At 70.9% G+C, this 12,766-nt stretch carries 12 protein-coding genes; 4 read left to right on the top strand and 8 right to left on the bottom strand.

All coding sequences use genetic code 11. From position 1 onward, the window contains the following. Window positions 1–16: 16 nt before the first annotated feature. The 3 genes from groES to ACFRIC_RS32075 all read right to left on the bottom strand — a co-directional run bounded on the left by groES (window position 17) and on the right by ACFRIC_RS32075 (window position 2,252). Window positions 17–325, bottom strand: a complete 309-nt coding sequence (gene groES, locus ACFRIC_RS32085) for a co-chaperone GroES (protein ID WP_037626893.1) — start codon at window positions 323–325, stop codon at window positions 17–19. Between the two features lie 194 nt (window positions 326–519). Continuing rightward, the gene (locus ACFRIC_RS32080; protein WP_382793063.1) at window positions 520–1,272 is read right to left on the bottom strand and encodes a polysaccharide deacetylase family protein; all 753 of its coding nucleotides are present in this window, start codon (window positions 1,270–1,272) and stop codon (window positions 520–522) included. Next, window positions 1,269–2,252: a polysaccharide deacetylase family protein gene (locus tag ACFRIC_RS32075; protein ID WP_382793060.1), complete on the bottom strand. Its 984-nt coding sequence runs from the start codon at window positions 2,250–2,252 to the stop codon at window positions 1,269–1,271. Before ACFRIC_RS32075 ends, ACFRIC_RS32080 begins: the two co-directional genes overlap by 4 nt. A gap of 91 nt (window positions 2,253–2,343) precedes the next feature. Between ACFRIC_RS32075 and ACFRIC_RS32070 the strand changes: the two genes are divergently transcribed. Next, entirely contained in the window at window positions 2,344–3,537 is a 1,194-nt protein-coding gene (locus tag ACFRIC_RS32070) for a methyltransferase domain-containing protein (protein WP_382793057.1), read from the top strand. Window positions 3,538–3,631: 94 nt separating this feature from the next. Here ACFRIC_RS32070 and ACFRIC_RS32065 read toward each other — a convergent pair whose 3' ends face one another. The 5 genes from ACFRIC_RS32065 to ACFRIC_RS32045 all read right to left on the bottom strand — a co-directional run bounded on the left by ACFRIC_RS32065 (window position 3,632) and on the right by ACFRIC_RS32045 (window position 9,473). Continuing rightward, a complete protein-coding gene (locus ACFRIC_RS32065) occupies window positions 3,632–4,915 on the bottom strand; it encodes an RNA polymerase sigma factor (RefSeq protein ID WP_382793054.1) in 1,284 nt (427 codons plus the stop codon). A gap of 44 nt (window positions 4,916–4,959) precedes the next feature. After that, on the bottom strand, window positions 4,960–5,316 hold the full coding sequence (locus ACFRIC_RS32060) for a YciI family protein (protein ID WP_037626905.1): 357 nt from the start codon (window positions 5,314–5,316) through the stop codon (window positions 4,960–4,962). 198 nt (window positions 5,317–5,514) lie between these two features. Further along, window positions 5,515–6,576, bottom strand: a complete 1,062-nt coding sequence (locus ACFRIC_RS32055; protein WP_382793051.1) for an LCP family protein — start codon at window positions 6,574–6,576, stop codon at window positions 5,515–5,517. 101 nt (window positions 6,577–6,677) lie between these two features. Then, the gene (locus ACFRIC_RS32050) at window positions 6,678–8,072 is read right to left on the bottom strand and encodes an endo-1,4-beta-xylanase (protein ID WP_382793048.1); all 1,395 of its coding nucleotides are present in this window, start codon (window positions 8,070–8,072) and stop codon (window positions 6,678–6,680) included. A 372-nt stretch (window positions 8,073–8,444) separates the two neighbouring features. Beyond that, window positions 8,445–9,473: a LacI family DNA-binding transcriptional regulator gene (locus tag ACFRIC_RS32045; RefSeq protein ID WP_355765732.1), complete on the bottom strand. Its 1,029-nt coding sequence runs from the start codon at window positions 9,471–9,473 to the stop codon at window positions 8,445–8,447. 138 nt (window positions 9,474–9,611) lie between these two features. Between ACFRIC_RS32045 and ACFRIC_RS32040 the strand changes: the two genes are divergently transcribed. The 3 genes from ACFRIC_RS32040 to ACFRIC_RS32030 are packed head-to-tail and all read left to right on the top strand — an operon-like array spanning window position 9,612 to window position 12,734. Further along, a complete protein-coding gene (locus tag ACFRIC_RS32040; RefSeq protein ID WP_382793044.1) occupies window positions 9,612–10,919 on the top strand; it encodes an ABC transporter substrate-binding protein in 1,308 nt (435 codons plus the stop codon). Next, window positions 10,916–11,830: a carbohydrate ABC transporter permease gene (locus ACFRIC_RS32035; RefSeq protein ID WP_382793041.1), complete on the top strand. Its 915-nt coding sequence runs from the start codon at window positions 10,916–10,918 to the stop codon at window positions 11,828–11,830. Before ACFRIC_RS32040 ends, ACFRIC_RS32035 begins: the two co-directional genes overlap by 4 nt. Window positions 11,831–11,834: 4 nt before the next feature. Continuing rightward, window positions 11,835–12,734, top strand: a complete 900-nt coding sequence (locus tag ACFRIC_RS32030; protein WP_382793038.1) for a carbohydrate ABC transporter permease — start codon at window positions 11,835–11,837, stop codon at window positions 12,732–12,734. Window positions 12,735–12,766 lie beyond the last annotated feature (32 nt).

Here is a 12,766-nt window from a genome sequence, read left to right as displayed (position 1 = left end):
TCCCTTACCAGGTGAATTACTTCTCGATGATCGCGAGCACGTCGCGAGCCGAGAGGACGAGGTACTCCTCGCCGTTGTACTTCACCTCGGTGCCGCCGTACTTGCTGTAGAGAACGATGTCGCCGACGGCGACGTCGAGCTCGACACGCTTGCCGTCCTCGATGCGGCCCGGGCCCACGGCCAGGACGACGCCCTCCTGGGGCTTCTCCTTCGCCGTGTCGGGAATGACCAGGCCGGAGGCCGTGGTCTGCTCGGCGTCGAGCGGCTGGACCACGATGCGGTCCTCGAGCGGCTTGATGGCAACCTTGGAGCTGGCGGTCGTCACGATCCGACCTCCCCCTTCGGAGATCTCACGGGGTTAACTGTCTGAGGTGGCGACCAGGTCGATCCGTCGTCGCGGGTGCCGGACCTGCCCGTCGCTGTTGGCACTCTCCAGGGGGGAGTGCCAGACCTGAGACTATGACTGTGATTAGCACTCGGTCAAGCGGAGTGCCAAAGGCGTCGGCGTGGCGTAGCCGACTAGAGGTAGTTCTCCAGTCGCGCCAGGGTGAAGCCCTCGCGCTGGATGCGGCGGAGCAGGCGGAGCGTGGCGCCCGTCAGATCGGGTTCGGCCGGGCCCGAGAGGATGTCGCCGGGCCGGAGCGGTCGGGTGTCGGCCGTCCTGCCGAGGACGATGGCGGCGACCCCGCAGTCGGCGGCGGCGCGCAGGGTGGTGTCGTCGTACCTGCCGTACGGGGGCCGCAGCAGCCGGGGCCGGACGCCGAAGCGCCGCGCGAGCTTGTCCTGTTGCCCGCAGATCTCGGCGCGCTGGCCGGCGTAGGGCAGGCCGCGCAGGGTGGCGTGGTCGACGGTGTGGTTCTGCAGGCTCGCGCCGACCGAGCGCAGCCGGGCGAGCCGCCCGTACCCGGGTCCGGCGACCCGGTCCGTGAGGAACATGCTGACCGGCAGGCGCAGTTCGCGGACCATGTCGGCGAACCGCGGGTCGCGCTCGGCCCCGTCGTCGTACGTCAGGAAGACCACCTTGTCGCGGGTGCGCACCTGGTTCACGACGGGCGGCAGGCCCGTGTCCGCGGTGCGCGCGGTGGTCCGGACGGTCACGGCCGGCGCGGGGGCGAGCGGACTGGCCAGGCCCCAGCGGTGGTACGCCGACTCCGTCGGGTGCACGCGCTGGGCGGCCTTCTTGCCGAGCCTCTCGATGGGGTCGACGGACTGCGCGCACCCGCTGAGCAGCGCCGCCACGAGCAGCCCGGCGGCCGGCGCCCGCAGCCTCACAGGTAGTCCTCCAGGCGTGCGACCGCGTACCCCTTGGCGGTGACCGTCCTCAGGAAGCGGCGGACCATGTCGGGCATGGTGCCCTTCCATTCCCCGCGGCCCTGGAAGTGGGTGAGGACGATGTCGCCGGGGTGCAGGTCCTGGTCCTCCTCGCGGTACTCCCAGTGGTCGGCGAAGACCTCCTCGTTCCAGATGGGCGCGTACCTGATGCCGCAGGACCTGGCGGCGCGCAGGGTGTCCTGGTCGTAGTTGCCGTAGGGCGGGCGGAAGACGGTCGGCCGTCTGCCGAACTGCTTCTCCATCACGTCCTGCATGCCGCAGATCTCGTGCTTCTGCCGGGCGTAGGACAACGCGGGCAGATAGGGGTGGTGCAGCGTGTGGTTGTTGAGCGTGACGCCCCGGTCGCGCATCTTCCGGAAGTAGCCGTAGTCGTCCTTGACGAGGAAGTCGCTGAGGAAGGCTGTGTACGGGATCTTCAGGTCGCTCATCATCCGCAGGAACGCGGGGTCCTTCTCGGCGCCGTCGTCGACGGTGAGGAAGACGACCTTGTCCTTGGTGGGGACGGTGGTGAAGACCGGCGGCAGCCCCAGTTCCCGCTGGTCGTCCACCTCGAACCCCTTGCGGGCCTCGATGACCGGCTTCCTGGCGGGCGGTGCCGGGGGCGTCAGCGGCACCGCCTTCAGGCCCCAGCGCCGGGCGACGGCGGCGCGCCGGGCCTGCGCCGCGCCGAGCCGGGAGGCGTACGCGGCGAGGGCGGCCGCGGGGCCTTCCGGGAGCACGGCCCGCGGGGCGTGGGCCGGTTCGGCGCTTCCGCGCCCGGCCCGACCTCCGCCCCCGGCCCCTTCCCCGGACCGCGTGGCCGGGACGGCGCCGGTCCCGGCGCAGCCGGAGGCGAGGAGGACGAGGGCGAGCACGCCGACTCCCCAGCGCGCACCAGCCCCGTTTGCGCCGGTTTTATCATTTTGTCGTACGGGTCGCATGGAGCCGGATCCTCCCAGCTCACCCCTCCCGCGAGGGCCCCGACACCGCCGCCGGAAGCACACCGTCCACCGACTGGCCCACAATGGCCGGGTGAACGACGTCTCCTTCGCCCCCCTCCTCACCCCCGAGGGCCGCGCCCTGCTCGACGAGGTCCGCGCCACGGAACCGGCACAGGAACTGGCCGTCGCCACCCGGCTGCGCCGCGAACACCCGGCCGACCTGGTCTCGGCGGCCCTCGGCCAGGCACGGCTGCGGCAGCGCGCGGTGGCGAAGTTCGGCGCCGAGGACGCCGGACGGATGTTCTTCACCCCGAACGGGGTCGAGCAGTCCACCCGGACGAGCGTGGCCGTGCACCGCGCCGAGCGGCTGCGCGCGCTGGGGGTCCGCTCCGTCGCCGACCTGTGCTGCGGCATCGGCGGCGACGCCATCGCGCTGGCCCGCGCCGGGATCCGCGTGCTGGCCGTCGACCGCGATCCGCTGACGGCCGCCGCCGCCCGCGCGAACGCCGACGCGCTGGGGCTCGCGGACCTGATCGAGGTGCGCGAGAGCGACGTCACCGAGGTGGACACCACGTCGTACGACGCCGTCTTCGTGGACCCGGCGCGCCGGGGCGGCCGGGGCCGGATCTTCGACCCGGAGGCGTACTCGCCGCCGCTGTCCTGGGCGGTCGGAGCGGCCCGGGGCGCACGGGTCGCCGCGCTGAAGATCGCCCCCGGCATCCCGCACGAGGCGGTCCCCGCCGAGGCGGAGGCCGAGTGGATCTCGGACGGCGGGGACGTGAAGGAGGCGGTGCTCTGGTTCGGCACGGAGCCCGGCCTGGTGCGCGCCACCCTGCTGCCGGGCCCGCGCGACCTGCGCGGGCGCGGCCTGCCGGATCCCGGGGTCAGGGCGGTCGGGCGCTATCTGTACGAGCCGGACGGCGCCGTCATCCGCGCGCACCTGGTCGCCGAGGTGGCCGAGGAACTGGACGGCGGACTGATCGACGAGACGATCGCCTACGTCACGGCGGACACCCTGCGCCCGACGCCGTACGCCTCAGCGTACGAGATCACCGATCAACTCCCTTTCAACGTGAAGAAGTTGAAGGCACTGCTCCGAGAGCGGGAGGTCGGTGTCCTGACGGTGAAGAAGCGCGGCTCGGCCGTCGAGCCGGAGGAACTGCGCCGCAAGGTGAAGCCGCAGGGCCCGCACTCCGCGACGGTGTTCCTGACCCGGGTGGCGGGCGCCCCGACCATGCTGGTGGGGGCACCCGCCAGGCCGCACGCCGCCGACGGCGGGCACTGAGCGGACCGAGGTCCGGCCCGGCGAGGTGGACGAACCCGCTCGGCGTGCGCATCCGTGCCGATCACCCGGGGAACGGGGTCACCGCACGGGAACCTCACGACTCCCGCAGCCCGCGCGCCCGCGCCTCCAGCATCGTGCGTTCCCGCTCGTTGCGCGCCAGCGCGGCCGCCCGCTCGAACTCCGCGCGTGCCTCCCGCGTCCGTCCGAGGCGGGCGAGCAGGTCGCCGCGCACGCTCGGCAGCAAGTGGTAGTCGCGCAGGGCCGGTTCGCCGGCCAGGCCCTCGACGATGACGAGCGCGGGCTCGGGGCCCTCGGCCATCGAGACGGCCACCGCGCGGTTCAGCTCGACCACGGGGGACGGGGAGCGGGCCGCCAGCAGGCCGTACAGGGTGGCGATCTGCCGCCAGTCCGTGTCCTCGTAGGTGTAGGCCTGCGCGTGGCAGGCGGCGATGGCGGCCTGGAGCGCGTACGGCCCGGGGCTGCCGGTGGCGACGGCGTTCGCCCGGCCCAGGGCGGCGAAACCGCGGTGGATCAGCATGCGGTTCCAGCGGCGTCGCCGCTGGTCCTTGAGCAGGACGGGCTCGCCGCCGGGCCCGGTGCGGGCGGCCGCCCGGGACTCCTGGAGTTCCAGGAGGGCGGCGAGGCCGTGCACCTCGCTCTCCTTGGGCATCAGCTCGGCGAGCACGCGGGCCAGCCGCAGCGCGTCCTCGCACAGCGCGGGGCGGAGCAGGTCGTCGCCCGCCGTGGCCGCGTACCCCTCGTTGAAGACGAGGTAGATGACCTCCAGCACGGAACCGAGCCGCGCCTCGCGCTCGGGCCCGTACGGGACTTCGAAGGCCACCCCCTTCGCCGCCAGCGTGCGCTTGGCCCGCACGATGCGCTGGGCGACCGTCGCCTCCGGGACGAGGAAGGCGCGGGCGATCTCGGACGTCGTCAGGCCGCCCAGGAGCCGCAGGGTGAGCGCGATGCGGGCCTCGGCGGACAGGACGGGATGGCAGGCGGTGAAGACCAGGCGCAGCAGGTCGTCGTCGATGTCGTCCGGGTCGGAGGGTTCGTCGAGGTGGTGCGGCGCGGACAGCGAGAGGTCCCGTCCGACCTCCTCCAGCTTGCGCGCGTACCGCTCCCGGCGGCGTACGAGGTCGATCGCCCGGTGCTTGGCGGTGGCCGTCAGCCAGGCGCCCGGGTTGTCCGGCACCCCGTCGCGCGGCCACTGCTCCAGTGCCGCGACCAGGGCGTCCTGCGCGAGTTCCTCGGCGATGCCGACGTCACGGACGATCCGGGCCACGCTCGCGATGATGCGAGGGGACTCGATGCGGTAGATGGTCTCGACGGCGGTGTCGACACCGCCGTCGGGTGCTCGGGTGGGCTGCTGTTCCACAACTCCCCATGAGACACCCACGGCGGCGCCGGGCCAAGGAGCGCTCAGCCCTCGGCGATCTCCCGCACCTCACAGGTGACCGTCCAGTGCTCCTCGTGCACCTTCAGGAAGCGCTTGGTCCACTCCAGGGCCTCGGCCATGTCCTTGCACTGCATGATCGCGTAGCCGCCGACGACCTCCTTGGACTCGGTGAAGGGCCCGTCGGTCACGGACAGCTCGCCGCCCGAGTAGTGCACGCGCTTGCCCTGCGCGCTGGGCGTCAGGCCCTCGGTCTGGAGCATGACGCCGGCCTTGGTGATCTCCTCGATGAGCTCGCCCATCCGCTGCATCAGTTCGGGGCTGGGGCCTTCGGCGGGCGCGGTGCGCTCGTCGATCTGGACCAGGGAAAGGTAGCGGGGCATGGTGACTCCTCGTATCGGGGCTACGCGGAGGCGGGGCTTCTCCCTGCCTCTCACCTGTGCGTCGAACGGGCGGAACCCGGATCGACACACGCCCCGAGAATTCTCCGGAACTATTTTCCGGGGCCCCCGCTCATCCACGTCTCCGCAGGTCGTACGGCGGCTGCGCGCCTCGTGACGCCGCCCCTCGCGCCGGGCCGGTCAGCGCAGCGACGTCCACAGCTCCTCGGCGGCCGGTTCGCGGGCCACCACCCGGTTGGGGTCGGACGGAGCCGTCGCGACCGGCATCATCACCGTCTTCACGTCGTCCGCGGACAGGCCCTTCAGGCTCTGGCCCAGGTTCGTCAGTTCCTTGAGGGAGTCGAGGCCGGTGTCCGTGGTCAGGCTGGAGGTGACGGCGTCGGCGACCTGGTAGAGCTTCGCGGGGTCGGTGAGCAGGTCGGTGCCGGCCATCTGCTCCAGCAGGGCCTTGACCAGCTTCTGCTGGAGGCCTATCCGGCCGAGGTCGCTGCCGTCGCCTATGCCGTGCCGGGTGCGGGCCAGGGCGAGGGCCTGCTTGCCGTTCAGGTGGTGGGTTCCGGCGTCGAGGTGCAGATGGCTCTTGTCGTCGTCGATGTCCTGGTCGGTGGTGACGGTGACCCCGCCGAGGGCGTCCACCAGCTTCGCGAAACCGGCGAAGTCGATCTCGATGTAGTGGTCCATCCGGACGTTCGTGATCGACTCGACCGTCTTCACGGCGCACACCGGACCGCCCACCGCGTAGGCGCTGTTGAACATCGCGCCGTACGCCACCGCCGTCGATCCCCCGGACGGCAGCGGGCAGGACGGGCGGGTGACCAGCGTGTCCCGGGGGATGCTGACGACCGTGGCCGTGGTGCGGCCCGCGTCGATGTGCACGACCATCGCGGTGTCGGAGCGCGCGCCGGAGCTGTTCCCCCCGCCGAGCCTCGCGTTCGCCTTGCCGCTGCGCGAGTCCGAGCCGAGGACCAGGATGTTGAGGGCCTCGGTCGGCAGCGGCGACGGGGACGCCGAGGCGGAGGCCGTGGCCGAGGGCGTCACCACCGCCTTGGCCGGGCGGTCGTCACCGAGCGCGCTGTTGATGTCGACGCTGGTGATGTTGTGGTTCAGATGCCAGTACGCCCAGCCCGCGGTGCCGGCGCCCACCACCAGCAGTCCCGCCAGGGTGAGGCCGGCGGCCTTCAGCGCCCGCGACCGCCGGCCCCGCCGTCTGATCCCGTCGCCGCTCTCGTCATGTCCCGTCACGGACAGGAACGTAAGTCCGAATTATTAGGGGACTGTTAGGGACGGTGACACACGACGGTTTTCTTCGAAGAATCTCATCCTTCTTACCCTCCTCAGCCTCCTCAGCCGAGCGTCACCGTGGGCGGCGGATTGCTCCCGCTCCAGGACGCGTTGAACCCGAAGGTCACCGAACCGCCGTCCGGGACGGTCCCGTTGTAGGAGGCGTTGGCACAGCTCACGGCCGCGCCGCTCTGGGTGCAGGTGGCGTTCCAGGCCTGGGTGATCCGCTGGCCCGCGCCGTACGTCCAGTTCACCTTCCACGAGGACAGCGCGGCCCCGGAGCACGCGATGCGCACCTGCCCGGTGAACCCGGTGTTCCACTGGCTCTGGACGCTGTACGTCGCCGTGCACGCGCCCGTGGGCGGCGGGGTCGTGGTGCCTCCGCCGAGCGAGGCCGCGATGGCGTCGTACGCCGGTTTCGGCACGTAGTTCTCGTCGTACGGGGTCGCCGCGCCGTAGCCCGAGAAGACGTCCGGGATCCAGGAGTCGGAGTCGGTGAAGCCCCAGACAGTCACGCCGTAGCAGCGGGTCACGGCGACGCAGGCGTCGAGGACCGCCTTGTAGTCGGCGGCCTGCTGGGTCAGCTTGGCGCTGTCGGAGGGCAGTTGCATCCGGATGTCCAGCTCCGTGACCGCGACGTCGACGCCGAGGTCGGCGAAGCGCTGGATGTTCTGCTGGAGGGTGCCGGGGACCTGGCCGACGATGAGATGGGCCTGGAGGCCGACGCCGTCGATCGGGACGCCGCGCGCCTTCAGGGACTTGACCAGGTTGTACAGGGCGGTGCTCTTGGCGTTGACGCCCTCGACGTTGTAGTCGTTGATGTAGAGCTTGGCACTCGGGTCGGCGGCGTGCGCCCAGGTCAGCGCCTGGGCGATGTAGTCGGCGCCGAGGCCGTTGTACCAAAGGGTCGAGCGGTAGGTGCCGTCCTCGTTGAAGGGCTCGTTGACGACGTCCCAGGCGGCCAGCTTGCCCTTGTAGCGGGTGACTTCGGTGGCGATGTGGTCCTGGAGCAGACCGCTCAGCTCGGCGGTGGTCCAGGTGCCGTTGGTCAGCCAGTTCGGGTTCTGGCTGTGCCAGACCAGGGTGTGACCCCTCACCTGCTGGTTGTGGGCCTGCGCGAACGCGACGATCTGGTCGGCCTCGGCCCAGTTGAAGCTGCCCCGGGTGGGCTCGACGGTGCCCCATTTCATCGCGTTGCCCGGGGTCAGCGAGTTGAACTGGCCGCCAGCGATGTCCCCGTACGTCCCGGTCAGCTTGGAGCCGGTGACGGCGGTACCGATGACCTTGCCCTTGGCGGCGGCGAGGTCGCGCAGCGGGGTGCCGGCGGCGTGCGCCGTGGTGCCGGCCGCGAGCAGGGCGGCCACCGTCAGGGCCCCGGTGAACAGGGCGGCGACGCGGCGGTGCAGGGGGCCGCGTAAGAGGTGGGTTCGGGAGGGGCGGGTTCGGGAGGTTCTCATGGCGGGTGCCTCCGAAAGTTTCGGTCGTTCAACCGATTGACTTCGCAGGAGTGTGGAGCGGGATGCCCCACCCGTCAATACGGCCTCCCGGCCCCGCAGGACCGACCTGCCCCCCGGGGAACCCCAACCGCCACTTTCGCCCCCTCCGCCCCTACCCGACCCACCCTGGGGCTCCGCCCCAGACCCCGCTCCTCAAACGCCGGAGGGGCTGAATTTCCCACGAACCACCCACACCCGGCGACGCACGGAAGGGGCCGTGCCGGTACATCAATGGCCGTCGCCACCGACGGTCACTCCTCACCCAACGGCGACGGGCTGATGCACCGGCACGGCCCCGACCCACCCACCGGACGGGAACCGCGCCCACCGGCATCACGCCGGAGGCGCCCCCGTGCTGCTGCGGACCACCAGGCTTGTCGCCAGTTCCATCCGCGTCCCCGCCGACGGCCGCTCCTGGCGGCTCAGGTCGAGCACCAGCTTCGCCGCCGCCTCGGCCATCTCCGTCAGCGGCTGCCGCACGGTCGTCAGCGGCGGCCCCACCCAGCGCGCCACCGGCAGATCGTCGAAGCCGACGACACTGAGGTCCTCGGGGATGCGCAGCCCCAGCTCGCGGGCCGCCTCGTAGAGGCCGAGCGCCTGGAGGTCGTTGCCGGCGAAGACCGCGGTGGGCCGGTCGGGGCGGCGCAGCAGTTCGAGGCCGATCCGGTGACCGGCCTCGTGGTGGAAGTCCCCGGCGACGATCAGCGAGGGGTCGACGGGCAGCCCGGCGGTCTCCAGCGCCGCGCGGTAGCCGTCGACCCGCGCCCGGCTGCACATCATCCGGGACGGCCCGCTGATGGCGCCGATCCGGGTGTGGCCGAGTTCGACGAGGTGACGGGTGGCGGCGAGGCCACCCTGCCAGTTGGTGGCGCCGATCGAGGGCACGTCGACACCGGGGTCGCCGGCCGGGTCCATCACCACGAACGGGATGGACCTGCTGTTCAGCAGGGCGCGCTGGGAGTCGTCGAGCCCCGAGAGGACGAGGACCACGCCGTGCGGGCGGCGGGCGGCGACCTGGTCGGCCCAGGTGCGGCCGGGGGTGAGCCGCCCGGCGGACTCGGAGAGCACCACGCTGAGGCCGGCGTCGCGGGCGACGTTCTCCACGCCCCGGATGACCTCCATCGCCCAGGCGCTCTCCAGCTCGTGGAAGACCAGGTCGATCAGCGGTGAGCGGGAAGCCTCGGCGCGGCGGCGCCGGTAGCCGTAGGCGTGCAGCAGCTCCTCGACGCGGGAGCGGGTCGCGGGGGCGACATCGGCTCGGCCGTTGAGGACTTTCGAAACAGTCGGAGCCGAGACCCCGGCCTCCCGGGCGATCTCGGCCAGCGTCGCCGTCTGTGCTTCTGCGGACTTCCCAGGCTTCATGGCGGCGATCGTATCTCTGCGCGACCCCTTGACGGGCCCATCGGATCGTCTTACCTTCCCGGAACATTCGAAAAATAACTCGAAACATTCGCGATGGATCATCGGCGATCCTTCGCGCCTACCGAGAGGTGCCGTCCTATGGAGTCCTACAGCAGACGTTGGTTCCTCGGCGCGGGCACGGCTGCCCTGGCCTCCGTCGGCGGGCTCACCGCCTGCGGCTCCAGCGGCGGCTCCGGCGCCGACGGGACGCTCACCGCGTTCGTCTACGGTGACGACGCGGCGAAGATCCAGGTCAAGTCCGTCAACCGGTTCAACGCCTCGGCCGCCGCGAAGAAGGCCAAGGGCACCATCAAGCTGCAGAAGGTGCCCGCGACCGACTACCCGGCCAAGCTGCGCACGGCGATGGGCTCGCCCAACGCCCCCGACGTGTTCTTCAACTGGGGCGGCGGCTCCATCAAGGCCTACCGGGAGGCCGGCCAGCTCGTCGACCTGACCGACGTCATCACGTCCGACGCGGTCCTCAAGAGCGGCTTCCTGCCGTCGGTGCTGGCCTCGGGCGGACTGGACGGCAAGAACTACGGCGTGCCGATGCGCGGCATGCAGCCCGTGATCCTCTTCTACAACAAGACCGTCTTCGAGGAGCAGAAGCTCCAGCCGCCCACCACCTGGGACCAGTTGCTGGACATCAACACCAAGCTCAAGAAGGCGAACATCACCCCGTTCGCGCTGGGCGGGGCGGACATCTGGCCCGAACTGATGTGGCTGGAGTACCTCGTCGACCGGATCGGCGGCCCCCAGGTCTTCGAGAAGATCAAGAACGGTGACGCCTCCGCCTGGGGCGACCCGGCCGTCCTCAAGGCCGCCCAGACGGTCAAGGAACTGATCGACGACGGCGCCTTCGGCAAGGGCTACAGCTCGGTGGGCTACGGCAACGGCGGAGCGCCCGCGGTCTTCGCCAAGGGCAAGGCGGCGATGCACCTGATGGGCTCGTGGGAGTACTCCACGCAGCTCGGCAAGTTCCCCGACTTCGCCAAGAAAAACCTGGGCTGGTGCGCCTTCCCGAAGTTCGAGGGCGGCGCCGGCGACATCCGCAACGTGGTCGGCAACCCGACCAACTACTGGTCGGTGAACGCCCACACCTCCAACAAGGACGCGGCGATCGCCTTCCTGCGGGACTCCGCCTCCCTGGCCTACACCAAGGAGCTCATCGCCAACGGTGACGTGCCGGCCACCTCGAACGCGGCGGACCTCCTGGACGCCTCGCCGAACCCGGAGTTCGCCAAGTTCCAGTACCAGATGGTGCAGCAGGCCCCGGCGTTCACGCTGAGCTGGGACCAGGCGGTCGACCCCGACGTGTCGACGCCGATGCTCACCGAGGTCAACAAGCTGTTCGTGGGCAAGTCCTCGCCGACGCAGTTCGTGTCGGCGCTCAAGGAGCTGAAGTGAGCCTCACGCAGGTCAAGGGCGGCCCGCGGAACGACGCGGGCCGCCCCCGCTCCGCCCGGCGCAACAGGGCCGGCCGCCCGAGCGCGGCACTGGCCGTTCCCGGCGTCCTGTTCTTCGCGTTCTTCGCCCTCGCCCCGATGGTCCTGGCCTTCTACCTGTCGTTCACCAAGTGGAACGGCCTCGGCGACCCGGAGCCCGTCGGTCTGGCCAACTGGCGCAAGCTGCTGAGCGACGACCGGCTGGGCCAGTCGCTCACGGTCACCGTCGCGCTGACCGTGGTGAGCTGGGCGTTCCAGACGGTGATCTCGCTGCTGCTGGGGGTCTGGGCGGCGGGCCGGCAGCGCAATCGCGCGGTGCTCTCGGCGATCTTCTTCGTGCCGTTCCTGCTGTCGTCGACGGCGATCTCGCTGCTGTTCTACGCCCTGCTCGACCCGAACTTCGGCATCATCCACAAGGACACCCTCGGCACGACCAGCGGCGCGTTCCTCGCGATCGTGTTCGTCGGCGGCTGGCAGTTCATCCCCTTCCACACCCTGATCTACCAGGGCGGGGCACGGCAGATCCCCGAGGTGCTCTACCAGGCCGCGGCGATCGACGGGGCCGGACGCCTGCGGCAGTTCTTCTCGATCACCCTGCCGCAGCTCCGCAACACCGCGACGACGTCGAGCGTGCTGATGATCGTCGGTTCGCTGACGTACTTCGAGACGGTCCTGATCCTCACCCAGGGCGGTCCGGGCACCGACACGGCGATCCTGCCGTACCTGATGTACGAGGCCGGCTTCAAGAGCTACGACTTCGGCTACGCGAGCGCCGTCGCCTCCTTCCTGGTGCTCGCGGCGACCGCGTTGTCCCTGCTGATGGTGAAGCTGTCCGGCTTCGGCGCGATGCGCAGTACCCGGGAAGGGATGTGACGCCATGTCGCACGACACTCTGCCCCGTCCCGTGAAGACGGACTCCGCCCCGGCCGCCGGGCGGCCCGCGCCCCGCCGCAGGCACTGGACCCGGCGCGCCAACCCGCTCGCCGGGGCCGGAGCGCTGATCTGGCTGGCCGTCGTGATCATCCCGATCTACGCGATGATCTCGGCCTCGCTCACCCACCAGGACGAGGCGCTGGGCCACAACGCCCTGAAGCCGCCGTCCCGTCCGACCCTGGACAACTACAACACCGTCCTGCACAACGGCTTCGGCCACCTGCTGTGGAACACGGTGCTGGCGGCCGCCGGGGTCGTCCTGATCGTCCTCGTGCTGTGCGTCCCGCTGTCCTACGTGGCCGTACGGACCCGCAGTGTCTGGTCGGGGGCCGCGTTCCGGCTGTTCCTGCTGGGCGTGGCGATCCCGGCGCAGGCCGTCGTGGTGCCGCTCTACCTGATGATCGCCAAGCTGAACCTCTACGACAGCCTGCTCGCGATCGTCCTGCCGACCGCCGCGTTCGCCATGCCGGTGTCGGTGCTGATCCTCACCGGCACGCTGCGGGACATCTCGGAGGAGATGTACGAGGCGATGGCGCTGGACGGCGCGTCCACCACCCGGATGCTGTTCCAGCTCGTCATCCCGATGGCCAAGGGCGGCATCAGCACCGTCGTCATCTTCTCGGCGCTCCAGGCCTGGAACGGCTTCCTCTTCCCGCTGATCTTCACCCAGTCCGACGGGCCACGGGTGCTGACCCTCGGTCTGTTCAACTACGTGAGCGAGTTCGGCGTGAACATTCCCGCGATCCTCGCCTCCGTCGTCCTCTCCGGTGTCCCGATCTTCATCGTGTACCTGGTGGCCCGCCGCGCGCTGGTCGGCGGCCTCATGGGTGTGGGCGGCAAGTGAACGTGTACGACCAGGGGCGCACGAACCCCCCT

The organism is Streptomyces sp. NPDC056738 (genome assembly GCF_042790435.1).
Classification (GTDB): Bacteria; Actinomycetota; Actinomycetes; order Streptomycetales; family Streptomycetaceae; genus Streptomyces.
This window is presented reverse-complemented; position numbering and strand designations above follow the sequence as displayed.